Here is a 25,000-nt window from a genome sequence, read left to right on the forward strand (position 1 = left end):
GGGGAAATGCCCGTGCCGAGGGAGGCTCCAAGTGCCCCGTGAAGTCCGGGATGTCGTCTTCGTCGACGGCGTCCGTACCCCGTTCGGCAAGGCGGGTGGGATGTACGCCAACACCCGCGCCGACGATCTGGTGATCCGCTGCATCCGCGAGCTGATGCGCCGCAACCCGCAACTGCCGCCGGAGAAGGTGGAGGAGGTGGCCATCGCCGCCACCACCCAGATCGGTGACCAGGGCCTGACCATCGGCCGCACCGCCGCCCTGCTGGCCGGCCTGCCCAAGACCGTGCCCGGCTTCGCCATCGACCGGATGTGCGCCGGCGCGATGACCGCCGTCACCACAGTGGCCAGCGGCATCGCCATGGGCGCGTACGACGTGGCGATCGCCGGCGGCGTCGAGCACATGGGCCGCCACCCGATGGGCGAGGGCGTCGACCCCAACCCGCGCATCGTCGCGGAGAAGCTGGTCGACCCGTCCGCTCTGGTGATGGGCTCCACCGCGGAGAACCTGCACGACCGGGTCCCGCACATCACCAAGGAGCGCACCGACGCGTTCGCGCTGGCCTCGCAGCAGAAGACCGCGAAGGCGTACGCCAACGGCAAGCTCCAGGGCGACCTGGTGCCGGTGGCGGTCCGCGACCCGGAGGCGGGCTGGGGCCTGGCCAGCGTGGACGAGGCACCCCGGGACACCTCGATGGAGAAGCTGGCCGGCCTGAAGACCCCGTTCCGGCCGCACGGCAAGGTCACCGCCGGTAACGCGGCCGGCCTGAACGACGGCGCCACCGCCGCGCTGCTGGTGGCCGAGGAGACCGCCCGCGAGCTGGGCCTGCCGGTCGGCATGCGCCTGGTGTCGTTCGGCTTCGTCGGCGTCGAGCCCGAGGTGATGGGCGTCGGCCCGATCCCGTCGACCGAGAAGGCGCTGCGCATCGCCGGCCTGAGCATCGACGACATCGGCCTGTTCGAGCTGAACGAGGCGTTCGCGGTGCAGGTGCTCGCCTTCCTCGACCACTTCGGCATCGCCGACGACGACCCGCGGGTCAACCCGTGGGGCGGCGCGATCGCCATCGGTCACCCGCTCGCGTCCTCCGGCGTCCGGCTGATGACCCAGCTCGCCCGCCAGTTCGCCGAGCACCCCGAGGTCCGCTACGGCCTCACCGCCATGTGCATCGGCATCGGCATGGGCGGCACCGTGATCTGGGAGAACCCGCACTGGGAGGGTGGAGACAAGTGAGCCTCGCCGCACCGAACGAGGTCGTCACCAAGGCGCTGCTGCGCCAGGTGGCCGTACCCGGGCTGGACCGGCCCGCCGCCCTCATCACCCTGGACAACGGCTTCGACCACACCAAGCCGAACACCTTCGGCCCGGCCGGCCTGACCAGCCTGGACGAGGCGATCACCGCCGCGCTGGCGGCCGAGCCGGCGTTCATCGCGGTCACCGGTAAGCCGTACATCTTCTGCGTGGGCGCGGACATCACCAGCCTGCCCGCGCTGGAGAACCGCGAGCAGGCGCTGGAGATCGGGCGGCTGGGCCACCGGGTCTTCGCCCGGCTCAAGGACAGCGGCGTCCCCACCTTCGCGTTCGTCAACGGCGCGGCGATGGGCGGCGGCCTGGAGCTGGCGCTGCACTGCCACTACCGGACCCTGTCGGCGGGCGCGGCGGCCCTGGCGCTGCCCGAGGTCTCGCTCGGCCTGATCCCCGGCTGGGGCGGCACGCAGCTGCTGCCGAACCTGATCGGCATCCCGGCCGCGACGCAGGTGATCATCCAGAACCCGCTGATGCAGAACAAGATGCTCAAGCCGAAGCAGGCCGCCGAGATGGGCATCGCGGACGTGCTGCTGGAGCCGGCCGACTTCCTGGAGCGGTCGCTGGAGTGGGCCGCCGGCGTGGTCCGGGGCGAGGTCACCGTGACCCGTCCCGAGGTCGACAAGGACATGTGGGCGGGCGTGCTCTACTTCGCCCGGCAGACCCTGGACCAGCGACTGCACGGCGCGGTCCCGTCCGCGTACAAGGCGCTGGACCTGCTGGAGACGGCGAAGGACGCCGACTTCGCCACCGGCACCGCGGCGGAGGACGAGGCCCTCGCGGGCCTGATCTTCTCCGAGGAGCTGCGCAGCGGCCTGTACGCCTTCGACCTGGTGCAGCGGCGGGCCAAGCGCCCGGCCGGCGCGCCGGACAAGGGCCTGGCCCGTCCGGTCACCAAGGTGGGCATCGTCGGCGCCGGCCTGATGGCCAGCCAGCTCGCGCTGCTGTTCGCCCGGCGGCTCCAGGTGCCGGTCGTGATGACCGACCTGGACCAGTCCCGGGTGGACAAGGGCGTCGGCTACGTGCACACCCAGATCGAGAAGGCCGTCAGCAAGGGCCGGATGGACAAGGGCACCGCGGCCAAGCTGTACGGCCTGGTGTCCGGCTCGGTCGACAAGTCCGTCTTCGCCGACGCCGACTTCGTCATCGAGGCCGTGTTCGAGGACCTGGGCGTCAAGAAGCAGGTCTGGGCCGAGCTGGAGAAGATCGTCAAGCCGGAGGCGGTGCTCGCCACCAACACCAGCTCGCTGTCCATCACCGAGATGGCCGCCGAGCTGGAGCACCCGGAGCGGGTGGTCGGCTTCCACTTCTTCAACCCGGTCGCGGTGCTGCCGCTGCTGGAGATCGTCCGCGGTGAGCGGACCGACGACGCCACGCTGGCCACCGCGTTCGCGGTCGGCAAGCAGCTCAAGAAGTCGTCGGTGCTGGTGAAGGACGCCCCGGCGTTCGTGGTGAACCGGCTGCTGACCCGCTTCCTCGGCACCGTGTTCGCCGCCGTCGACCAGGGCACCCCGCTGGACGTGGCGAACAGCGCGCTGGACCCGCTGGGCCTGCCGATGCGTCCGCTGGCGCTGCTGCAGCTCGTCGGGCCGGCCGTGGCGTACCACGTGGGCGGCACCCTGCACGAGGCGTTCCCGGACCGGTTCGGGGTCAGCGAGAACCTCAAGCGGATCGCCGACTCGGGTCAGCCGATCGTGGTCGACGACCAGATCAACGACGAGGTGGCGAAGCTGCTCGTGGTCGGTGACGAGCCGCTGACCGCCGAGCAGGTCCGGCAGAACGCGCTGGACGCGCTGGCGCAGGAGATCCGGCTCATGCTCGACGAGGGCGTCGTCGCCGAGGCGCAGGACATCGACCTGTGCATGATCCTCGGCGCCGGCTGGCCGTTCCACCTGGGCGGCGTCACCCCGTACCTGGACCGGACCGGCACCTCCGAGCGGGTGACCGGCAAGCGGTTCCTGCCGCGAGGCGTGGCAAGCCTGCGCTGACCGGCCGCACGCATCGATCGCGGCGGTCGGGCTGTCCGTTCCGGACGGTCCGGCCACCGCGATCGGCGTCTGCGGCCCAGGTCACGGGTAGGTCGCGGTTTTCCGTCGTCGTCCCTTGTCGGGACAGCGGGCTGTCGGTGGTGCTGGCTACGATCACGCGTCCAGTTTTCTCACAGGAGCTGCCTACATGTCCCAGCCGCCGTCCAGTCCCTACTCCGGCAACTACCCCTCCCCCCAGCAACAGCCCGGTGGCTACCAGCCGCCGCAGCAGCCGCAGTACGGCGGTGACTACCCGCAGACTCCGCAGCAACCGCAGTACGGCGGCCAGCTCGGTGCGCCGGTCCCGCCGAAGAAGAAGTCCGGCGTCGGCAAGATCCTGCTGATCGTCCTCGCCGTGGTCCTGGTGCTCTGCGTCGGCGGCGGTGTCGCCGCCTACTTCGCCACGAAGGACACCGTCGACGAGGTGGTCACCGCCACCAAGACCCGGGTGGTCGAGCCGCAGACGCTCGGCGGCCGGGCGAAGGTCACCGACCCGCAGCTGCAGTCCGCCGCGGCGCAGATGAAGTCCGAGCTCAGCAAGGACGTGCCGGACGCGACCAGCACCGTCGGCGCCTTCTACGGCGACCCGGCCAAGAAGGACCTGGTCATGATCGTCGCGGTGTCCGGCCTCATGGCGGACCCGAAGAAGGAGCTGGCCGACGCGACCGCGGCGGTCACCCCGGACCTGGCCACCAAGGACTTCAAGACGGTCGACGCGGGCCCGCTCGGCGGCGACGCCAAGTGCTCCGACGGCAAGGCGTCGGACGTGCCGGTGGCCGTCTGCATCTGGGTCGACCGGGGCAGCCTCGGCATGGTGGTGGTCTACTTCAAGTCCGCGGCCGAGCTCCAGTCGGAGTTCGTGACGATGCGCGGCGAGATCGAGAAGCAGGACTGACACCCGTCACGCACCGGGCCCCCGCCGTCACGGCGGGGGCCCGGTGTCGTTTCCGGATCAGGCGGACGCGGCCCGTTCGGCGGGGCTCCGGCAGACGCAGAACTCGTTGCCCTCGGGGTCGGCCAGCACCACCCAGCCGGTCCCGTCCGGCCGGCGCCGGTCGGCCACCAGCGTGGCGCCCAGCTCACGCAGCCGCGCCACCTCCTCGTCCCGGGTGCCCTCGGCCGCGTGCAGGTCGAGATGGAACGCGCCCTTGCCGTGCCGCTCGCCCACCTCGACGAACAGCAGGTCGGGGCCGTGCCCGCCGGGTGCGGCCAGGACCGCCTCCGGGTCGCCCGGGTGGTCGTCGTCGGCGAGCCGGCGGTCGAGCACGCGGGCCCACCAGACGGCCAGGGTGTACGGGTCGTCGGACTCGACGGTCACGCAGTGGATCTGTGCACTCATGGTGCTTCCTCCTGTGGGGAGCGCGCCCCGACGGAGTGGGAACGTCAGCGGGGAACGCGGGGCGCGGGACGGTTCACGACGGACATCGACCACACCCCCTTCCACCTCTCGGGCTGACCCGATGATCATGCCATCGCCGGCCGGCCGGAACAAGCCGCCGGCCCGGCCCCGCGGGTGCGGGACCGGGCCGGCGGGCACTGCCGCGTCACGGGCCGACGAAGACCGCCTTCGCGCGCCAGTCGACGCCGTCGACCGCCGGGCCGCTGCGTACCGTGAACGTCCCCGACGGAGCACCGTTCACCCAGTCGACGGCGAACAGGTCGCCGGTGCTCCGGTTCACCTTGTAGAGCGTGGAGCCGGCCACGAAGAGCGCGCCCGCGTCGGCGAACCCGCTCGCCCCGGACACGGAGAACCGGTCGGCGCCGACCACGCCGCTGTCCGGCGTGAACCAGCGCCAGAACAGGCCGTTCTGCCCGGACAGCGAGTAGTAGAGCCGCCCGCCGGTGTAGAACATGCCGGTCACGTTCGGGATCTCGGCGTAGAAGCCGGTGGTCGCGCCGACGTACGTCTGCCCGGCCGGACCGGAGTTGGTCACCACGGTGTCCCAGTACGGGTCGTGGTACGGGTCCACCAGTTCGGGCGTGCCGAACGTGGTGCCGTCGAACGTCCGCCGCCACAGCGCGCCCTCGGCGCCGTAGAACAGCGTCCCGCCGACCCAGAACGCGTTACGCGTGGCGGACCACACGGTCTCGTCCGGGTTCGCCACCGGGCTGGGCGCGCCGACGCCGGTCAGGCCGTCGTACGAGCGGACCTGCACCTCCTCGCCGGTTCCAGCCGGCGGAGGCCCGGTCTTGACGATCTCGACGGCGTCGACGAGCGGGTTCTCCTTGACGTGGCGGAACTCGATGTCGATCGAGCCGTCGCTGGTCACCGTGAACTCCCGCATGGTGCCCACGTTGTGCCCGACGCTGGCGGACAGGTCCAGGTCGTCGAGGACGACGGTGCCGTCCAGCGCCACGTCGAAGACGCGGGTGTTCGGGGCGGAGGTGCCGTCGTACCGGTTGGCCAGGTAAAGCCGCACGTGCACCTCGGTGCCGGTGGGCACGGGGAACTGCCAGAGCATCTCCGCGCCGCCGGCCGGGTCGTACCGTTCGTCGCTGTAGAGCGCGGCCGGGGTGCCGGCCGGCACCGTCGCGTCCAGGCTGCCGACCGTGTTGAAGCTGGAGGTCGAGCTGCCGGTGTTGTGGTACGGGCTGGGGCTGGAGCTGGTGTCGGCCGCCCAGTCCGGCCCGCCGTCGGTGGCGGCGACCAGCGGACCGCCGGCGTTCACCCGGTGCAGCACGTTCGTCGGCTTCGGCAGGCCGGCCTGGTAGACGTTGCCGGGCAGCGTGGCGGTGCTGGTCGGGTGCGGGGCCTTGCCGCCGGCGAGCGGGAAGAACGCGATCCGCTCCCGCCGGTACTGGAAGTTGCCGATCCAGAGCGTGTCGCCGCCGATCCAGAGCCCGGACTCGGTGACGAGCATCTCGGACGCGCCGATGCCGCGCGGGTGCCGGCCCGGGTTCCAGGACAGCGGCAGGCCGTTGACCGGGTCGAGCGCGGCGATGCTGGCCCGGCCGACCGCACCGGCCCGGGCGTTGTCGGTGCCCGTGGTGTTGTTCAGCCAGCGGAGGTGACCGCCGACGTAGACCGCCTGCTCGCTGATGCCGACGGACAGGAACGTGTCGCCGCCGCTGTAGTCGACCCAGGTCGGCTGGAGAGCGGAGCCGGTCGCGCCGGCCTCCCAGCGGGCCGCGGTGTCGCAGAGCGTGCCGCTGTACGGGGCGCCGGTGGTGACCACCACGAAGTAGCTGTTGTCCGGGGAGAACGCGACGTCGCGGACGTACGAGTCGAACGACTGCCACTTGCAGCGCGGCGTGTACCGGGCGGTGTTCCAGTCCGCGACGGTGGCGGCGGTGGCGCCCAGGTCGAGCTTGACGATCTGGTCGTGCAGGACCCCGTCGGCCTTCTTGAAGTTGCCGATGACGACGAGCTGCGTGCCGTCCGGGGATACCGCCAGCTTCTCCGCGCCCACGCCGGCCTTCGCGCCGCTGACGCCGTCCCAGTTGTGGTTCTCGGTCAGCGTCGTGGTGAGGTAGCCGTCGACCGCGCCGGTGGTGGCGTTGAGCGAGGCGAGCCCGCCGCGCGGGTTGGGGTTGCCGGCCGTGGTGAAGATGCCGCCCACCAGCAGCCGGTCGCCGACCAGCGCGATGTCCTTGATCAGCCCGTTGAACGCCGGCGGCGCGAAGCTGGTGACGACAGCGCCGGTGGCGACGTCGAGCAGGGCCACCTTGCGCCGGGTCACGCCGTTGACGGTGTTGAACTTGCCGGCGACGAAGACGGTGCCCGCCGTGGGACCGCCGACGACGGCCGTCACCTCGTTGTCGAGCGTGGGCGCGAACGCGGTGTCCACCTGCCCGGTCGCCTTGTCGAAGGCGAGCAGGTAGTCACGGGGGATGTCGACGTCCGAGTTGCGGTTCTGCACCCGGGTGAATGAGCCGCCCGCGATGATCTTCGTACCGGCGTCGTGGATCGCGTCGACCGAGCCGTCCTGGACGTCGGGCGAGGCGGCGGAGGGGACGGTGTGGACCACTTTGTCGTGGCCGGGCGCGGCGTTGGCCGACGCGGGCGTGGCCGGGGAGAGTCCGGCGACGGTGAGGGCGCCGGCGGTGAGGACCGCGAGGAGACGGCGGCGGCGCGGGGCCGAGGGGTGGGTCACGGGCAGCTCCGGTGGGTGAGCAGGGTGAGGCGTCGCTGCGCTCACTCTCCGTTGATCCACGCCTCCGCGTCCAGCGGGAGCGGCGCATTCTGCCCGACCACCGGGCCGCCGCGGCCGACCACCGTCGGGTCCGGGCAGGACAGCCGAGGCCGCCCGCACGAAAAGGTGAGGTCGTCTCACCGCCTGGTCGGCGTGAGGTGGGCGGTCAGGTGGACGCCGGCGGGTCGGCCGACGGAAGCGTGACTGTCACCTCCAGGCCGCCGCCGGGCTGGGCGACCGCCTTGACCGTGCCGCCGTGCGCGTCGCTGACGGCCCGCACGATCGACAGGCCGAGACCGGAGCCGCGCGCGCCGGTGCGTTCCTGGCCGCCGCGCCGGAACGGCTCGAACAGCCCGGGTACGTCGGCCGGGGCGACCTCGAAGCCGGTGTTCCCCACCACCAGCCAGGACCGTTCCCCGTCGGTGCCGGTGCGGACCCAGATCCGGCCGTGCAGGTGGTTGTAGCGGACCGCGTTCTCCACCAGGTTGCCGGCGAGCCGGTCGAGCAGGCCGGGGTCACCGATCACCGGCGCCGGGCGCAGCGAGGTGTGCACCTTCAGGCCGATGCGCTCCACCTCCCGGGAGACGGCGGACAGCGCGTTCGCGGTGCCGATGGCGAGGTCCGACTCGGCGCGCCGGGCGAGCCGCCGTCCGGTCTGCGCCTCGCTGCGCGCCAGCACCAGCAGCGCGTCGACGAGGCCGTTGGCGCGCTCGGAGGCGTCGCGCACCACGCCGGCCATGCGGCGGTACTCGGCGAGGTCGGCGTCGTCGTCGCTGAGCGTCACGTCGATTTCGGTACGCATCACCGCCAGCGGTGTCCGCAGCTCGTGCGAGGCGTTCGCGACGAACCGCTTCTGCGCCTCGAACGCGCCGCTGATCCGGTCGAGCATGGCGTCGAACGTCTCGGCCAGCTCGGCCACCTCGTCGTCGGCGCCGGACCAGCCGATCCGCTCGTCGAGCGTGGCCTCGCCGAGCCGGCGGGCGGTGGCGGTGACCTGGTGCAGCGGGCGCAGCGCCCGGCCGGCCACCAGGTACGCCCCGGCCACCCCGACCACGCTGATCGCCAGCAGCGCGAGCAGCCCCTTGACCAGCAGTTCCTGTGACGCGGCGTCGACCAGTTGCCGCTGCCACTGCCCGGCGTCGAGCGTGCGCCCGTCGGTGAGCACCACAGTGGTGCCGGGCAGCAGCTCGTCGGTGGGGCGCAGCGCGTCGCGGACCAGCAGCCAGGCGAGTAGCACCAGGATCGCCCCGGCGCCGACCAGCAGCACGCCGTTGAGCAGGGTCAGCCGCAGCCGCAGCGTCGGCCGCACCCGGCGCGCACTCCGGGCGTTCACTGGCGTACCCCGCCGATGCGGTAGCCCGCGCCCACGACGGTGTCGATGAGCGGCGGCTCGCCGAGCTTCTTGCGCAGTGTCATCACGGTGACCCGGACGATCGTGGTGAACGGGTCGGTGTTGGCGTCCCAGACCCGTTCCAGCAGCTCCTCGCTGGAGACGACGGCGCCGCGCGCCTTGAGCAGCTCGGCGAGCACGCCGAACTCCTTGTTGGTGAGGTCGAGCGGCACGCCGCCCCGGCTCACCACCCGGCGGGCCGGGTCGAGCACCAGGTCGGCCACCTCCAGCACCGGCGGCGCGGCCGGGGTGGCGCGGCGGCCGAGCGCCTGCACCCGGGCCACCAGCTCGTCGAACGCGAACGGCTTGGCCAGGTAGTCGTCGGCGCCGAGCTGCAACCCCTCGACCCGGTCGGCGACGGTGCCGCTGGCGGTCAGCATCAGCACCCGGGTCAGCGCGCCGGAGGCGGCCAGGTCGGCGCAGATCCGGTCGCCGTGCACGCCGGGCAGGTCGCGGTCCAGGATCACCACGTCGTAGCGGGTGACGAACGCCGCCTCGTGCCCGGCGTCGCCGTCGTAGGCCACGTCGACCGCCATCCCGCGCTTGCGCAGCCCGCGCGCGATCGCGTCGGCGAGGTTGCGCTCGTCCTCGACCACCAGTACCCGCATCCCGGCCTCCCACCTCGTGACCCCTGACAACCTAGTGCGGCAGGCAAAACCCGCCGCCGGAGGAGCCGTCCACCGAGACGGCCGTCGACGAGCGCACCACCGGGGAGCGCCCCGCGGGGCTGCGCTCGGCCCCGCCCGACCCGGAACGCAGGGTGTGACTCTTCGTAACGTTGGCGCGGATTCACGACTGCGTCACGCACCGTGATGGGCGCCCGATCGCCCAAATTGGACAACCAGCAGGCCATATCACTCTGAACAGCAGAGACTCTGAACCGGCCTCCGCCGGCGGAGATACCCCTTCGCGCCCTTTGCTCTGCAGCCCCATGCGCAGCGGTAGCCGTAGGTCACCGCTGCGTCGATGGCTGCAGAGCAAAGGGCGCGGGGGTGACCATGCCTCGAGCGCGCTGTGGTTACGGTCAGTGACAGCACGCCGGGCCGATCGCCGCGTGCGGCGGCACGGGCCGCCGTTGCAGAAAACCTTCGGGTACGCGATGCTCGGCGGCGATGATCGACAAGCGCAGCAGCCACTGGTCACGGCCGTGCCGGGCGGGTTCCCGATGAGCGGCCGCGACATCACGTACCACCGGTTCCGCTTCCCGGCGGACCGGGACCGGGGTCGTGCGGACGGGCTGCGCGCCGGGCCGGCCGGGCTGACGCCCGACGGCGATGCCGGCCGGGTCACGCACACCGATCCGCACTCCGGGACCACGGCCGAGTACGCCGCCGGCACCTGGACCTCGCCCGTGACGCCCCTCGGCTTCGCCGTCACCGAGCTGGTGCCCTCCTGGACCGCCGACACCCCGCCCGGCTGCTGGCTACGGGTCGAGCTGCGCGGCTGGGCCGACGAAACGGCCACCACCGGCTGGTTCGAGCTGGGCCACTGGGCCGCCGACGACAGTGCCGTGCACCGCGCGTCAATACCCGGACAGGAGGACGACCGGGCGCGGGTCGCCGCCGACACGCTGCGGGTGACCGGCGCGACGGTGACCGGCTGGCAGGTCCGGGTGACGCTGTTGCGGCGGCTCGACGCGCCCGCCGGCCCGGTGCTGCATACGCTCGGCGTGGTCGCCTCGACCGACCCGCCCAGCGGCGCGCAGGCCGACGGCACGAACACGATCAGCGCGGACGCGACCAGCGCGAACGCCGGCAGCGCGGCGGCCATCGGTGCGGCGACCGGCAGCGCGGCGACCGGTGACACGGCGGCCGCCCGCGGCGGGGATGCGGGCGCGTGGGGACGGGTGCTGGACGTGCCGCGGTACGCGCAGCGGCTGCACGCCGCCGGGGAGACCCGCTGGGGTGGCGGCGGCGACTCCTGGTGCAGCCCCACCTGCGTGTCGATGGTGCTCGACTTCTGGGGCGCCGGCCCCGCCCCGGACCGGTACGCCTGGGTGGCGCCGCCCGGACCGCGCCCGCAGGTGGTGCACGCCGCCCGGCACTGCTACGACCACGCCTTCGGCGGGCCGGGCAACTGGCCGTTCAACACGGCGTACGCAGCGACGCACGGGGTGGACGCCTTCGTCACCCGGCTGCGCTCGCTGGCCGAGGCGGAACGGTTCGTGGCCGCCGGCATCCCGCTGATCGTCTCGGCCGCGTTCACCGCCGGTCAGGTACCCGGCCTGGACTACGACACCCGGGGACACCTCATGGTGCTGACCGGCTTCACCGCCGACGGCGACCCGGTGCTCAACGACCCGTACGCGCCGGACGACGAGCGGGTCCGCCGCACTGTGCCGCGCGGGCCGTTCGAGAGCGCCTGGCAGGCGGGCAGCGGTGGGATCGCGTACGTGCTGCGCCCGGAGTCGACGCCGCTGCCGCCACCTCCGGCGCAGGCCAACTGGTGATCAGCGGCCGACCGGCCAGATCGCCATGCCGCCGGTCGGGCGCAGGCACACCAGTTCCGTGCCCGTGTCCGCGCACTCGGACCAGGCACCGGGCAGGATCCCCCGGATCCGTACCTGCCCGGCCGCCACGTCCAGCGCGCCGACGAGCGTCCGGTCCCCGGTGAGCGTGCGCAGCCCGAGCAGCGGCCCGGACGGGAGGTCGTTGCCGGAGACGCGCCAGCGCCCCAGGCGGGCCAGCACGCGGCCGGTCGGCGGGTCCAGCACCGACAGTTCCAGCTCCTCACCGACCCCGCGCTCGGCGGCGATGAGCCGGTCGCCGACCGGACCCATCCCCAGCCAGCGCTCGTCCGACCAGGCCGGACGGCCGGTGGCCGGGTCGAGGGCCTGCGCGCCGCCCACCTGGTCGCGCAGGCACACCATCCCGGCGCAGTCGGCGAACCAGAGCCCGGCCCGCGAGCCGACCGGGAGGCTCCACCGCTCGTCGAGCCCGTCCAGCCCGTACCCGGTGACGGTGCCCCGGGCGTCCTCGACCAGCAGCAGATCGGCCACCACCTGCGCGTACCGGTAGGCGGCGCGGTCGGCCGCGGGCTCCACCCGCCCGATGTGCGCGACCGCGCCGGAGTCCGCGTCGTACACGGTCACCCGGCCCTGCGGGGTGACCAGGACGAGCTGCGTCACCCCGTGGGCGTCGTGGCGGTATCCCACCTCCTGCCCCGGCACTGGTAGCGTCCACCGCACCGCGCCGGAGGCCGGGTCCACGGCCCGCACGGTGCCCGCACCGGGCGGGCGGCGATTCTCCAGCAGCAACCCGCCGGACGCGGTCCGGACCGGGTAGCCGGGGTGCCGCCAGCGCAGCGTGCCGGTCGCCGCGTCGAGCATGGCCGACACCGAGTCGCCGTCCCTGGCCGGGCTGCTCGTCACCAGCAGCCCTCCGCCCACGACGGTGAGCCCGAGCACGTGGTCACCGGCGGTCAGCGCGAACCGCCACACCGGTTCCCCGCCGGGCAGCCGATGCGCGGCGACCACCCGCCCACCCCGGCCGATCGCGCCCGGGCCGTCGGCCACCACCACCCGGTCCGGCAGGAGCACGAACGCCGCGCCCTGCGGGGCGGGCACCCGGATCGGCTCGGGCCGGCGCGGCGGCGCGGCGGCGGCGGTGACCACGAGCAGCACCAGACAGCCGAGCAGCGCCACCCGCGCCGTCCGGCCCGGTGGCCGGCGGGGCGGCCGGTCGGCCGGCTCGTCGGCGGACTCCCCGTGCCGCATCTCCCCCAGTTCGATCATCGGGCTCACGACAGCCGCCGCACCATGTAGTCGCCGCCGGGCCGGCGGCAGACCAGCAGCGTCGCGCCCGTGGTGCAGTCGGTTCCGGTGTAGGTGCCCCGGACCGAGGGCGGGTCGCCGGACAGGCCCACCTCGGCCAGGAGCCGGCGGCCACCGCCCAGCGGGCGTGTCGCCAGCAGCGGGCCGACCGACTCGTGCTGCGGGACCAGTGTCCAGCCGCCCAGGTCGGCGATCAGCCGCCCGTCGTGCTGGTCGAGCACCGCCAGGCCGGCGTCGAGGTCGGTGTCGGGGACGCCGACGAGCAGCCGGCCGCCACGCTCCGCCGACACGCCCACCCACCGGTCCACGCTCCAGCGCACGGCGCCACTCACCGGATCCAGCGCGGTCGTCCCGCCGGCCAGCCCGGCGGCGCAGAGCAGGGCGCCGCAACTCTCGGCGTGGCCGACGAGCTTCCGCGCGACGGTCCAGCGCGGCCGGAGCGTGTCCAGGTCGTACGCCTCGATGGCCCCGTCTCCGTCGCGGAACTCCAGCAGCAGCCCGCCGGCGATCTGAAACCGGCGCGGGCCGGGCGATCGCACCGGGTACAGGTCGCGGGCCACGAGCCGCGCGCCGGTGCGCGCGTCCACGACGACCGTCTGCCCGGTCATCGGGGACAACACCATGCGCACCGGCCCGGTCGGCTCGAAGTCGAAACCCAGCACGCCCGTCATCGGCGCAGTCCACACCGTACGGCCGTCGGCCGGGTCCACCCTCATGATCGACGTCGTGGTGTCGGAGGTGGCCGACTGGATCAGCAGCACCCGGCCCACCGCGAACGCGATTCCGGGCCGGCGCCAGACGTCCGTGCCGGTGACCGCGTCGTACGTCACCGTCTGCCAGTCCGTGTCGTCGACGCTCCGGCCCGCCACGATCACCCGGCCGTCCTGCTCCCACACCGACACGGCGGTGCCGGTGCCGGGCAGCCGACTGCGCCACCGCTCCCGGTCGCCCCGGTACGCGACGAGTTCCCGCCCGCCGCCGGTGCCTCCGCGGTCCGGTTGCACCACGTACACCACGTCACCGGAGACGAACACGGCCGATCCCAGCCCGCCGGGCAGCGTCCACTCCGCCGGGCGTCGGGGCGGCGTCGCGGCGGTGAGCGTGAGCAGCGCCACCAGCAGCACCGCGAGAAGGCGGAACGGTCGCCCGACGGCGCGCGGCGGGCGGGGCGCCGGACCGGGTGAGGCGTCGTCGCGCATCTCCCCCAGATCGATGACGGTCACGACCATCCTCTCCCGCGCGCCGGGCCGCCGCCCGACCGTGACCGGCCGCGTGACGAACCGCCTGTACGATGGCGCGTCGTGGCCGTGCCCGTGGTGGACCCCTCGTTGAACCCCTCGTCCGTCGAGGCGGACGCCGTCGTGGCCGACCCGCCACGCCGCGCCCGCCGCCGGCCGGCCCGCGCCGACGTGCTGGCCATCGGAGCCTATGTGCTCCTCGGCGTTCTCGTCTGCCTCAACTACTGGGGCGACGTGGAGCACCGGGTCTCCTCGCACCTGCCCACCGACCACAGCTGGTTCGAGTGGCTGTTCGCGCACGGCGCGTACTCGGTGCAGCACCTGGAGAACCCGCTGTTCACCACCCGGCAGAACGCGCCGGACGGGGTGAACATGATGGCGAACACCTCGCTGCTCGGGGTGACGTTGCCGCTGGCGCCGCTGACGCTGCTGCTCGGCCCGCAGGTCATGTACGCGCTCTACCTGGGCGCCGCGCTGTCCGCGACCGCCGCCACGTCGTACTGGGTGCTGTCCCGGCACCTGGTCCGCTCGCGGGGCGCGGCGTTCGTCGGTGGCGCGTTCCTCGGTTTCGCGCCGGGCATCGTGCACCACGCCAACGGGCAGCCCAACTTCGTGTCGAACTTCCTGCTGCCGCTGATCGTGGCCCGGGTGCTGCGGCTGGGTGAGCCGGGCCGCTGGCGGCGCAACGGGCTGGCGCTCGGGTTGCTGGTCGCGTACCAGATCTTCATCAACGAGGAGATGCTGCTGCTGACCGCGCTGGCCTGCCTGGTCGCCGTGGTGGCGTTCGTGGTGCAGCGGCCCCGCGCGGCCCGCGAGCGGGCCGGGTCGTTCGTGGCCGCGCTCGGTCTCGGCGGCGGCCTGGCGCTGCTGCTGACCGCGTACCCGATCTGGTTCCAGTTCAACGGCCCGCAGTCCTACCGCGGCTTGCAGGGCGGCGTCTTCCACAACTGGGGTGAGGACCTGGTCGCGTTCGTCACGTTCGCCCGGGACACGATCGCCGGTGACGAGGCGGTGGAGAAGACCATCGGCCTGACCGAGCAGAACACCTGGTTCGGCTGGCCGCTGGTGCTGGTGGCGCTGGCCGCGCTGGTGCTGCTCGTCCGCCGCTCGGTGCCGGCCCGGATCCTGGCCGTGCTGGTGGTCGTGTTCACGACCGCCTCGATCGGCCCGGTTGTACGGTTCAACGGCGCGGAGACCGACATCGACGGGCCGTGGGCGTACGTGCCGGACGACCTGCCGCTGGTCGAGATGATGATGCCGACCCGGTTGAGCCTGGTCGTGGTGGCCGCCGTCGGCGTGCTGCTCGCCCTGGCGTGGGACGCGCTCGCCGGTGCCGGCCGCCCGCCGGTGCCCGCCCCCCGCTCCGGCACCGACGACGGCGGGGACGACGCGGACGGCGAATCGGCCGCGCGCGACACGCGCCGCCGGGTGCTGCGCCTGGCCGGGCTGGTCGCCATCGCCGCCGCCGTGGTGCCGCTGATCCCGCGTCCGCTGCCGGCCGAGCGGATCGACCCGCCGCCGCACTTCATCACCGCCGGCGGCTGGCGGCCGTACGTGCCGGAGGGCCGCACGCTCGTGCCGGTGCCGATCCCGAGCAACGTGCACGGGCTGCACACGCTGCGCTGGAGCGCGCTGACCCGGCACGAGTTCCCGGTCCCGGGCGGCTACTTCATCGGCCCGAACGAGCGCGGCGAGGGCGTCTTCGGCGCCCCGAACCGCCCCACCAGCACGCTCATCTACGCCACGATGGACGCCAACGAGGTGCCGGAGATCACCGAGGAGAACCGCCGCCAGGCCGTGGACGACCTGCGCTTCTGGCGGGCCTCGGTGGTGGTGCTCGGGGCCGGCCCGCGCGAGGCGGTGCTGCGCGACCTGATGGCCGAGCTGCTCGGCCCGCCGCAGCGGGTGGACGACGTGTGGATCTGGGACGTCCGCGACCGGGTGTGACCCCGCCGGTCAGCCGACGAGTGGCCGGACGTCCCACAGGTACCCGCCGGGCACGTCCCGGCCGGGGCCGACCAGCGCGTCCACTGTGGCGCGGACCGGGTCGCCGGGTGACGAGTCGCCCTGCACCAGGGCCGCCGCCCGCCAGTGCCGCAGGTCGTCGACCGCCTGCCGGCGTTCCGTCTCACCGACCGGCGGCACCCGGCCGGTCTCGGCGGCCCGGCGCAGCAGCAGCGACGTGGGCCGGTCCGGCGCGCCCCAGCGGGCGGCCGGGTCGGTGGCCGACCGCGGGCCGATGAAGTAGCCGCCCGGCGCGTCGAACGCCAGCGCGGTGCGCGCCGACCAGAACATGGCGGGGCTGACCGCCGCGCCGGTCACCGGCGGCACCGGCACCAGCGTCCGGCCCGCCGGCACGTACTCCCGCCAGCCGCCGCCGGACACCACGGCCGGGACCGGCGGGACCGGCACCGCGCGGATCGGCGTCGGCGCCAGCGGCAGCAGCGCGGCGGCGACCGCGCCGGCCCACGGCGCCCAGGTGCGCACGCCGCCGCGCCGGACCCGGTCCAGGGCCAGCGCGAGCAGCACCCCGAGCACCGGTACGCAGACCAGCGCGAACCGCGCCGGCACCACCAGATCCACCAGCGGCACCCCGGCGAGCAGGCGGTACGGGCCGGGCAGCCCGGTGTCGTGCCGGTTCACCACCACCGGGGAACCGAGTGACAGCAGCGCGAACAGCAGGCCGCACGCGGCGAGCGCGCGCACCAGCGGCCGCCGCCACAGCCGCACCACCACGAGTACGGCCAGCAGGGGCAGGAACGGACCGAAGAACGAGTTCTGCTCGGTCGGGTTCGGTGACAGCAGCCCGGCCCGCTGGGCGTCCCCGGCGACCGTCTGCCGGGCGGTGGCGGCGAACGAGACCACGTCCAGCCGGTAGCCCTCGGTGTGGAACGGCATGCCCCGGTAGTGGCCCGGCCCGGCGAACTGGAACCACAGCGGGTACGCCAGCAGCAGGCCCGCCACCAGCGCGCCGACACCCAGCCGGCGGGCCACCACCGGCGCCAGGCGACGCGCGGCGGCCCGGTCGGCGAGCGCGTACGCCCCGGCGAACACCCCGGCGGCGAGCGCCAGGAAGACCAGCACCTCCTCGCCGAGGAACACCTGGTACGCGACCGCGAGCCCGAGCAGCACGCCGTCGCGGCGTACCCGGTCGGTGGCCGGGCGGAACACCAGCGCGAGGATCACCGGCACCAGGAACTGGGCGGCCATGTGCAGGTGCGCCCCGGCCTGCGCCACCATGCCCGGGGCGAAGCCGCAGAACAGGCCGCCCACCGCGGCGGCGGCCCGGGAGCGGACCAGCCGGCGGGCGAGCAGCGCGTACCAGGCGGTGGCGGTGCCGGCGAGGCTGAGCGTCACGGCGACGAGGAAGGCCGCCTGGGAGCCGAAGACCACTGTGACCGGGGTGAGCGGCACGCCCAGCCCGAGCACCGACGTGTTCGCCATCAGGTTCACCCCGTCCGGGGCGTTCAGCGCGCCGCTCCACAACGGGTTCTCGCCGCCGGTGACCGCGCGGGCGGCCCGGGCCAGCATCCACTCGAACAGCATCTGGTCGCCGGCCTGGTGGAACAGCCGTTCCGGCCGGCGCCACTGGCCGGTGGTGAGCAGCACGGCCAGACCGAGGTAGCCGGCCACCACCAGCACGTCGACCCGGCGGGGCCGGCGGCGGCGGGGCGCGGCGGCGGGGACCGCCGGTTCGGTCAGGCGGACCGGCTGGTCAGTTTCCGCACGTCCCACAGCCACACGTCCAGCTCCTGCCGTCCGGGGCCGACCAGCTGCTCCACGGTTCGGCGCAGCGGCTCGGCGTTCTGCTCGTCGCGCGGCAGCACCACCACCGCCGCGTTCCAGTGCCGCAGCTCGTCCAGGTAGCGACGGCGCTGCCGATCGTCCAGCTTCGGCGTACGGCCGGTGGACGATACCTCCCGCAGCATCTCGCCGATGCCGCTGGGCCGGCCGCCGAAGCGTCCGGGGTCGCCGGTGACGCCGTTGCGCGGCGCGAGGAAGTAGCCGCCGGGGATCTTGAAGTCGAGGTTGGTGCTGGCCGCCCAGCGCATCGGGTCGGTGTTGCCCATCGCGGGCACCGGCACGGAGACGAGCGTCTGGTCCGGCCCGACGTACTTGCGCCACCGGTCGGCGGTGATGAACTCCGGCACCGGCTCCCGCGTGGTGACCTGCAACGGCATCGGCGCGATCGGCAGCAGCGCGAGGACCAGGCCCGCGGCGGTGAGCCTGCGGGCGGTACGCCGGTCCACGCCGCGCAGCGCCCAGGCGCGGCGCACCGCGTACGCGAGCAGGATCGCCACCGTCACGCCGGTGATCAGGCCGAAGCGGGTCGGCACCACGGCGTCGAGCAGCGGCAGCCGTACCAGCAGCTCCCACGGGCCGGTGGCGATCTCCCGGTCCCACCAGGAGATCCGCTCGCCGAGGGAGAGCACGGCGAAGAACAGCCCGGTGGCGGCGAGCGCGCGGACGATCACGTCCCGCCGCAGCCACACCACGATGCCCACGACCAGCAGCGACAGGCTCCAGCCGAAGAACGCGTTCTCCTCCGAGTAGTTCGGCGCCAGGTTGACGTTGGCGCGTTCGTTGCCGCCGAACGTGGGCGAGCCGGGCGCGAAGAAGGCGGCGATGTCGTTGCCGTAGTCGCGCACCGCGTCGCTGAGCCCGTGGTACGCCATCGGCCCGGCGAACTGCACCCACAGCGGGTACGCCAGCAGCGCCCCGGCCAGCACCGCGCACACCGCCAGCCCGGCGCCGAGCGGCCGCCACGCGGTCGCCCACCGCTCGCGCTGCTGCACCACCACGGCGATCAGGAACACGCCCAGCGCCAGCGCGGTGAAGAGCAGGATCTCCTCGTTGATGAACGCCTGCGCGGTGACCAGCAGCGCCAGCAGCACGCCGTCGCGGACCGGCCGGGCCGACCGGGTCAGCACCAGCACCCGCCACACGATGAACGGCAGCAGGAACTGGCTGATGATGTTCGGGTGCCAGTTGGCGTGCGACAGCATGGCCGGTGAGAACCCGCAGAACCAGGCCGCCACGGCGGCGGCCGGGCGGTGCCGGATCAGGTGCCGGGACAGCACCCGGTACCAGGCGGCGGCGGTGCCGGCGAGGCCGAGCGTGACCAGCGTGACGAAGGAGACCGCCGGTCCGAACAGGAGGGTCACCGGCACCATCGGGATGCCCAGCGCCAGGATGGCGGTGTTCGCCATCAGGTTGACGCCGTCGGGGTAGTTGAACTGCTCGGTGAAGAACGGGAACTCGCCGTGCAGCACCACCCGCACCGAGTGGGCCAGGAAGAACTGCACCTGCGCCGGGTCGCTGCTGTAGAGCGCGGCCACCCGCCCGGCCGGGTCGACCCAGATGCCGCTGGTGACCCAGATCGCGGCGAGCAGGAATCCGCCGTACACCGTGAGGTCGATCCGGCGGCGGGTCCACCGCCACCGCCGCGCGCGCCGCGCGCCCGGCGTGGCCGGCGCCTCCGGCTCGGCCGGCGCCTCGGGCGTGGTCGTGGCCGCCCGCTCCGGCGCGTCGGCGACGGTGAGCGGTGGTGGGTCCAGGGTGACGGCGCGGTGGCCCGTCGGGGCGGCGGCGTCCGGCGTCGAGGCGCCGCGGGTCTCGGCAGGCGTCACAGTCGGCGGAGTCTACCGGAGCCGGATATTGGTACCCGAATCGCCCGTCACGTTCCGCAGTGGGCGATCGGCCGAAAGGGTGAGCCGGGCGCGGCCGGGTGACCGGCCGTCTCGTACCATGTGGGCTTCCGACCGACGACCAGCGAGGGGATCAGGGTGCTTTCAGCCCGCCGAGGCGCTACGACGGGCACCGCGCTGGCAGCTCTGCTGCTGGTCACGGTCGGTTGCGGACCGGTCGCCGAACGGCAGCCGGCGGACCTGCGGGTCGGCTACGACAGTCTGGACGGCACGCTCGCGGTGTGGCCGCCGCGCGGCAGCCTGGCCCGCGACGCCGAGGCCACCGCCGCGATCACCACAGCGGTACGCGACTGGCGCTCCCCGGTGGACGACCGGGTGCACGTGCCCACGTCCGGCATCCTCTTCTCCGGTCAGGTCGCCGGGTCGGCGCTCGCGCTCGTCGCCGCCGACGTGCCCGGCGAGGCCGCGTCCTGGCTGCTGCAACTCGACCGGGACGGGCAGCGCTGGCGGGTCGTCCACGCCACCGAGTACACCGACCCCGGTTACCTGGTCTACTCCGACGTGCTGCCGGTGCGGGAGCCGGCCGGCCGCCGCTACCTCACCTCGGCCCGCGTCGAGCGCCTGACCGGACCCGACGGCAAGGTGCTCGGCAGCACCGACGGCGTCACCGACCCGGTCGCGGTACCGGCCTGCCGGGCCGTCGAACTGACCGCGACGCTGCGGTCCACGCCGTCGCTGCCGCGCGGCCGGGCCGCGGACCGCGTCCTCGACCTGGGTACGGCCACCGAAGCGCCCCGCTATCCCCTGGTACGCGACGAGACGGGCGCCGGGAAGCGCGCGCTGACCGGACTGGACACCTGCGTGCTGGCCGGTGAACGGGGCCCGTTCGGCAGCGTGCCGCGCCGCATCGGCGACCGCGAGGCGCCCCGTTCCGCGCCGGAGTCCTGGCCGATGGCGAAGATCGCGACGCGGTCGCTCGGCTCGGTGGCTCTCGGCGAGGGCGAGCCGGGCGAGTTGGAGCAGCTCAGCTGGGAGACACCGGCCGGGACGATGACGGCGGTGGTCTACCGGCCGGCCGACGGCGGAACTCCGGTGGTGTCCCCCGCCGACCGGTCCACCACGCTTCAGGCGTACCACCTGCCGATGCCGGGCCGGCCGCTGGCGGTGCTGTCCTGGCGTACCCGGGACGCCTCGTTCTCCGCCCCGCCCGGCACGACGCGTCTGGTCGACCGTCCCGGCCTGGTGGTGGTCGAGCACACCGACCAGAGGCAGACGTTCAGCCTGGCCGGCACCGAGAAGACCTGGTACCGCTCCCTCCCCACCCCCTGACCTGACCCGCGCTTCCCCGCCCCGGGGTCGCCCGCCCCATCGATCATGAAGTTGACGGCGACAAACCAGACACAAACCACCGCCAACCTCATGATCGCCCGACGGGCTCGGTGATCAAGGAGTTTGTGTCACCCCGGGCGGCCCTCACGTACCCGAACTCCTTGGTCAACAGGGCGGGGCTGGCGGGACTCGGCGATCTTGCAGTTGAGGGCCCGCCGATCCAGGGCAAAACCGGCAATCTGGGGGCCGGAAGTGCAAGATCGGCGGAACCGGAACCGGAACCGGGACCGGGATCGGGATCGGGGGCGAGGGCGGGGTGCGGGCGTGACCTGCGGCGGAGCGGGGACGGGCTAGGGGTGGGTCAGCTGCATGCCTACGTAGGGGGTCTCGGCTGGGCCGGGGCGGGAGGTGCCGTCGGGGCGCCATCCGTGGCGCGTGTAGAACGCGCGGGCCCGGGTGTTGCGCTCCCACACCTCCAGCACGCCCCGCGCCAACCCCTCGTCCGCCAGGTGACGTACGAACAACGCGTGCAGCGCACCACCCACGCCTCGTCCCCACATCTCCGGGTCGACGTGGATCTGGTAGAGCTGCGCGGTCGTCCGCGGATCCAGGTCGGACGAGTGCGGCGGCCCCATGGCGAGCACCCCGGCCAGCACACCGTCCACGGTGGCGACTCGCACCTGCTTGTGCACCGAGGTGATCGCCGCCGCCCAGCCCTCCCGCTGCTCCCGGGCCAGCTCCGGCGTGAGGATCTCCCCGACCGGCAGCCCGCCGGCCCCGTAGTAGGCGACCCGCGCCCGGCTGTGCACCTCGACGATCCCCAGGAGATCCCCGAGCCCCGCCTCCCGCACTCCCACGAGCCCTCCCTCCACGTCAAGGCCCCCGCGATCTTGCGATTGCGGCCCTCCGTAATCGGGCGAAGCCGACATCAGGAGGGCCGCAAGTGCAAGATCGACGCGGGCGCCGACCGGGGCGCGCGCGGGGCGGGTCAGCTCTGGGCTCGGGCTCCGTTCGTGGCCGGGTCGACCGGGGCGGCGTCCAGGCCGGAGATCCAGCCGGTGACGTCGCGCGCCACGTCCTGCGCGGTCAGCCGCAGGTCGGCCAGGATCTGCGCGCGGGTGCCGTGCGGGTGCCAATCGGCCGGTACGCCCATGTCCTTGACCGGTACGCGGACGTCGGCGTCGCGCATCGCCTGGGCCAGCGCGGAACCGACGCCGCCGATGCGCACGCCGTCCTCGACTGTGACCACGAGCCGGTGACCGGCGGCCAGCTCGACCAGTTCGGCCGGCACCGGGCGCACCCAGCGCGGGTCGACGACCGTGACGCCGTAGCCCTGCTCGGCGACGCGGGCCGCGACCTCGACGCCGAGGCCGGCGAACGAGCCGACCGCGACCAGCAGCACGTCGGTACGCGCCGACTCGGCCAGCACGTCGACCGGACCGACCCGGCGCACGGCGGGCAGGTCGGCGGCGACGGTGCCGGTCGGGAAGCGCAGGATGGTCGGGCCGTCGTCCACGGCGACCGCCTCGCGCAGTTCCTCGCGCAGCGTGGCCGAGTCGCGGGGCGCGGCGATCCGCAGGCCGGGCACCACGCCGAAGACGGACATGTCCCAGATGCCGTAGTGGCTGGGCCCGTCGGGGCCGGTGATGCCGGCCCGGTCCAGCACGAACGTCACCGGCAGCTTGTGCATGGCCACGTCCAGCAGCACCTGGTCGAACGCGCGGTTGAGGAACGTGGCGTAGACCGCGACGACCGGGTGCAGCCCGCCCATGGCGAGGCCCGCGGCGGAGGTGGCCGCGTGCTGCTCGGCGATGCCGACGTCGTACACCCGCTCCGGGTACTTGCGGGCGAGCGTGGCGATGCCGGTGGGCTCGGCCATGGCGGCGGTGATGCCGACCACGTCGGGCCGCTCGTCGGCGATCGCGACCAGCTCGTCGGCGAAGACGTTCGTCCACTTCACCGACGGCACGGCGAGCAGCTTGCCGGTCTCGGCGTCGAACGCGCCGGGACCGTGCAGGCAGTCGGCCTCGTCGTCCTCGGCGGGACGGTAGCCGTAGCCCTTGCGGGTGACCGCGTGCACGATGACCGGGCCGCCGAAGTTCTTCGCGGCGCGCAGCGCCGCCTCGACCGCCGGTACGTCGTGGCCGTCGACCGGGCCGACGTACTTGATGCCGAGGTCCTCGAACATGGCCTGCGGGGCGACCGCGTCCTTGATGCCCTTCTTGACCGCGTGCAGCACCTCGTACATCGGCTTGCCGACGAACGGGGTGTTGCCCAGCGCGTCCTTGACCGTGTCGAGCACCTTCTCGTAGCCGGGGTTGAGCCGCAGCGACGACAGGTGGTCGGCGAGGCCACCGATGGTCGGCGAGTAGGACCGGCCGTTGTCGTTGACCACGATCACCAGCGGGTTGCCGGCGGTGGCGATGTTGTTCAGCGCCTCCCAGCACATGCCGCCGGTGAGCGCGCCGTCGCCGACCACGGCGACCACGGACCGCTTCTCGCCGCGCAGCGCGTACGCCTTGGCCAGGCCGTCGGCGTACGACAGGGCGGTGGAGGCGTGCGAGTTCTCGATCAGGTCGTGCTCGCTCTCGGCCTGGCTGGGGTAGCCGGAGAGGCCACCGCGCTGGCGGAGCTTGTCGAAGCCCTCCTGCCGGCCGGTGAGGATCTTGTGCACGTACGCCTGGTGGCCGGTGTCGAAGAGGAGCCGGTCACGCGGGGAGTCGAAGACCCGGTGCATCGCCAGGGTCAGCTCGACCACACCGAGGTTGGGGCCGACGTGGCCGCCGGTGCGGGAGACCTTGGCGATCAGGAAGTCACGGATCTCGGCGGCGAGGATGTCCAGCTGCTCGGCGGTCATCCGCTTCACGTCCTGCGGGCCGTGGACGGTGCCCAGCAGCCGACCGTGGTTGGCCGTGCCCTCTTCAACACTCATGACCGGAGAGTCTATCGGCCGCGGAACAGTCCGCAGCCCGGCCGTGCATCGACCCAGGTCAGGCGTCCACCACCAGCCGCCTCGGGGCGGGTGGGCGCGGCGCGGCGGCGGACGGCCCGGCCGGGGTCCAGGAGCCGAGCACGGCGGCCCGGGACGCCCCGGTCACCGACGGCACCGCGCCGGGCAGCCCGTGCCAGGACAGCCACCCCAGCAGCGCGAACGCGTACGCCTCCTTCGCCTGGGCGGGCACGCCCAGCTCGTCGGTGGTGCGCAGCCGCCAGCGCCCTCCGCCCAGCGCGGCCAGCCGCGCCCGGAGTGTGGGATTGCGCACTCCCCCGCCGGCGGCCACCACCTCGGTCACCCGGTGCCGGTCGCAGGCGTCGGCCACCGTGCGGGCGGTCAGCTCGGTGAGCGTGGCCAGCACGTCGTCGGCGGCCACCGGCTCGCCGAGCGCGGCCAGCGCGGCGTCCAGGTAGCCGCCGTGGAACAGCTCCTTGCCGGTCGACTTGGGCGGCGGCGCGGCGTAGTACGGCTCGGCGAGCAGCCGGGCCAGCAGCGCCTCGTGCACCCGGCCGGCCGCGGCGCGGACGCCGTCGACGTCGCAGGGCCGGTCCAGGAAGCGCCGGGCGGCGGCGTCCAGCAGCGCGTTGGCCGGGCCCACGTCGTACCCGAGGACGGGCGCGCCGGGCGCGACCACTGTGAGGTTCGCGATTCCGCCCAGGTTCAACGCGGCGCGGGGTGCCGCACCGGCGGCCGGGTCGAGCAGCAGCGCGTCGAACGCCGGGACCAGCGGCGCGCCCTGGCCGCCGGCCGCCACGTCCGCCGAGCGCAGGTCGTGCAGCACCGGTACGCCCACCCGGGCGGCCACCCGGGCCGGCGCGCCGAGCTGGAGCGTGCCGCGCACCCGGCCGTCCTCGACCCAGTGGAAGACCGTCTGGCCGGGCGACACGACCGCGTCGGCCGCTCCCCCGGCCAGCTCGACGCCGACGGCCGCCGCCTCCGCGAACGCCTCGCCGAGCCGGTTGTCCAGCCGGCAGACCGCCTCGATCGTGGTGGCCGCCGGGGGCAGCAGCGCGCCGATCTCGGCCCGCAGGTCGTCCGGGTACGCCAGCTCCCGGTGCCCGAGCGGCCGCAGCCGCAGCGTGTCGCCGTCGGCGGTGAACTCGGCCGCGACCACGTCCACGCCGTCGTAGGACGTGCCCGACATCAGCCCGACGATCTTCATCGGGTC

The 25,000-nt window shown here is 73.9% G+C and carries 17 protein-coding genes; 6 read left to right on the plus strand and 11 right to left on the minus strand.

Annotated elements, in window-relative coordinates:
- Positions 1–31: 31 nt before the first annotated feature.
- From ACN27C_RS31610 to ACN27C_RS31620, 3 genes are all read left to right on the plus strand, one after another.
- The gene (locus ACN27C_RS31610) at positions 32–1,228 is read left to right on the plus strand and encodes a thiolase family protein (protein WP_091420004.1); all 1,197 of its coding nucleotides are present in this window, start codon (positions 32–34) and stop codon (positions 1,226–1,228) included.
- Positions 1,225–3,288, plus strand: a complete 2,064-nt coding sequence (locus tag ACN27C_RS31615; RefSeq protein ID WP_120571006.1) for a 3-hydroxyacyl-CoA dehydrogenase NAD-binding domain-containing protein — start codon at positions 1,225–1,227, stop codon at positions 3,286–3,288. Before ACN27C_RS31610 ends, ACN27C_RS31615 begins: the two co-directional genes overlap by 4 nt.
- A 187-nt stretch (positions 3,289–3,475) precedes the next feature.
- Positions 3,476–4,222 (plus strand): hypothetical protein, encoded by a 747-nt coding sequence (locus tag ACN27C_RS31620; RefSeq protein WP_121686449.1) that lies wholly within the window; start codon positions 3,476–3,478, stop codon positions 4,220–4,222.
- A gap of 57 nt (positions 4,223–4,279) precedes the next feature.
- Here the strand turns inward: ACN27C_RS31620 and ACN27C_RS31625 are convergent, their stop codons facing one another.
- The 4 genes from ACN27C_RS31625 to ACN27C_RS31640 form a co-directional block, all read right to left on the minus strand.
- Positions 4,280–4,666 (minus strand): VOC family protein, encoded by a 387-nt coding sequence (locus ACN27C_RS31625; protein ID WP_120571008.1) that lies wholly within the window; start codon positions 4,664–4,666, stop codon positions 4,280–4,282.
- A gap of 205 nt (positions 4,667–4,871) precedes the next feature.
- On the minus strand, positions 4,872–7,421 hold the full coding sequence (locus ACN27C_RS31630; RefSeq protein ID WP_422749988.1) for a malectin domain-containing carbohydrate-binding protein: 2,550 nt from the start codon (positions 7,419–7,421) through the stop codon (positions 4,872–4,874).
- A 205-nt stretch (positions 7,422–7,626) separates the two neighbouring features.
- Positions 7,627–8,793 (minus strand): sensor histidine kinase, encoded by a 1,167-nt coding sequence (locus ACN27C_RS31635; protein WP_374668547.1) that lies wholly within the window; start codon positions 8,791–8,793, stop codon positions 7,627–7,629.
- A complete protein-coding gene (locus tag ACN27C_RS31640; protein ID WP_120571010.1) occupies positions 8,790–9,458 on the minus strand; it encodes a response regulator transcription factor in 669 nt (222 codons plus the stop codon). Before ACN27C_RS31640 ends, ACN27C_RS31635 begins: the two co-directional genes overlap by 4 nt.
- Before the next feature lie 419 nt (positions 9,459–9,877).
- Between ACN27C_RS31640 and ACN27C_RS31645 the strand changes: the two genes are divergently transcribed.
- Positions 9,878–11,299: a C39 family peptidase gene (locus ACN27C_RS31645; protein WP_422749991.1), complete on the plus strand. Its 1,422-nt coding sequence runs from the start codon at positions 9,878–9,880 to the stop codon at positions 11,297–11,299.
- On the opposite strand, the gene ACN27C_RS31650 is transcribed toward ACN27C_RS31645, so the two are convergent.
- A complete protein-coding gene (locus ACN27C_RS31650; protein ID WP_393377518.1) occupies positions 11,300–12,583 on the minus strand; it encodes a PQQ-binding-like beta-propeller repeat protein in 1,284 nt (427 codons plus the stop codon).
- A 5-nt stretch (positions 12,584–12,588) separates the two neighbouring features.
- Entirely contained in the window at positions 12,589–13,845 is a 1,257-nt protein-coding gene (locus ACN27C_RS31655) for a PQQ-binding-like beta-propeller repeat protein (protein ID WP_120573902.1), read from the minus strand.
- 90 nt (positions 13,846–13,935) lie between these two features.
- Here ACN27C_RS31655 and ACN27C_RS31660 point away from each other — a divergent pair, with 90 nt between their 5' ends.
- Positions 13,936–15,807: a hypothetical protein gene (locus tag ACN27C_RS31660; protein WP_422751695.1), complete on the plus strand. Its 1,872-nt coding sequence runs from the start codon at positions 13,936–13,938 to the stop codon at positions 15,805–15,807.
- A gap of 9 nt (positions 15,808–15,816) precedes the next feature.
- Here the strand turns inward: ACN27C_RS31660 and ACN27C_RS31665 are convergent, their stop codons facing one another.
- Entirely contained in the window at positions 15,817–17,601 is a 1,785-nt protein-coding gene (locus ACN27C_RS31665; protein ID WP_422749993.1) for a hypothetical protein, read from the minus strand.
- A complete protein-coding gene (locus ACN27C_RS31670; protein ID WP_393377515.1) occupies positions 17,559–19,490 on the minus strand; it encodes a hypothetical protein in 1,932 nt (643 codons plus the stop codon). Before ACN27C_RS31670 ends, ACN27C_RS31665 begins: the two co-directional genes overlap by 43 nt.
- Positions 19,491–19,646: 156 nt before the next feature.
- Between ACN27C_RS31670 and ACN27C_RS31675 the strand changes: the two genes are divergently transcribed.
- Positions 19,647–20,837 carry a hypothetical protein gene (locus ACN27C_RS31675; RefSeq protein WP_120573903.1) on the plus strand — a complete coding sequence of 397 codons (1,191 nt, stop codon included), beginning with the start codon at positions 19,647–19,649 and terminating at the stop codon, positions 20,835–20,837.
- Positions 20,838–21,187: 350 nt separating this feature from the next.
- Here the strand turns inward: ACN27C_RS31675 and ACN27C_RS31680 are convergent, their stop codons facing one another.
- The 3 genes from ACN27C_RS31680 to ACN27C_RS31690 form a co-directional block, all read right to left on the minus strand.
- Positions 21,188–21,694 (minus strand): GNAT family N-acetyltransferase, encoded by a 507-nt coding sequence (locus tag ACN27C_RS31680; RefSeq protein ID WP_422749996.1) that lies wholly within the window; start codon positions 21,692–21,694, stop codon positions 21,188–21,190.
- 131 nt (positions 21,695–21,825) lie between these two features.
- The gene (dxs, locus tag ACN27C_RS31685; protein WP_252450680.1) at positions 21,826–23,769 is read right to left on the minus strand and encodes a 1-deoxy-D-xylulose-5-phosphate synthase; all 1,944 of its coding nucleotides are present in this window, start codon (positions 23,767–23,769) and stop codon (positions 21,826–21,828) included.
- Between the two features lie 58 nt (positions 23,770–23,827).
- Positions 23,828–24,994 carry an anhydro-N-acetylmuramic acid kinase gene (locus ACN27C_RS31690; protein ID WP_422749998.1) on the minus strand — a complete coding sequence of 389 codons (1,167 nt, stop codon included), beginning with the start codon at positions 24,992–24,994 and terminating at the stop codon, positions 23,828–23,830.
- Between the last annotated feature and the right edge of the window lie 6 nt (positions 24,995–25,000).

The sequence above is a fragment of the Micromonospora sp. WMMD1219 genome, assembly GCF_049315215.1.
Lineage (GTDB): Bacteria > Actinomycetota > Actinomycetes > Mycobacteriales > Micromonosporaceae > Micromonospora > Micromonospora tulbaghiae.

Bases quoted from the DNA above. Each gene is read 5' to 3' on its own strand.
- ACN27C_RS31690 (WP_422749998.1), bottom strand. From the start codon at position 24,994: ATGAAGATCGTCGGGCTGATGTCGGGCACGTCCTACGACGGCGTGGAC.
- ACN27C_RS31650 (WP_393377518.1), bottom strand. From the start codon at position 12,583: ATGATCGAACTGGGGGAGATGCGGCACGGGGAGTCCGCCGACGAGCCG.
- ACN27C_RS31625 (WP_120571008.1), bottom strand. From the start codon at position 4,666: ATGAGTGCACAGATCCACTGCGTGACCGTCGAGTCCGACGACCCGTAC.
- ACN27C_RS31640 (WP_120571010.1), bottom strand. From the start codon at position 9,458: ATGCGGGTACTGGTGGTCGAGGACGAGCGCAACCTCGCCGACGCGATC.
- ACN27C_RS31620 (WP_121686449.1), top strand. From the start codon at position 3,476: ATGTCCCAGCCGCCGTCCAGTCCCTACTCCGGCAACTACCCCTCCCCC.
- dxs (WP_252450680.1), bottom strand. From the start codon at position 23,769: ATGAGTGTTGAAGAGGGCACGGCCAACCACGGTCGGCTGCTGGGCACC.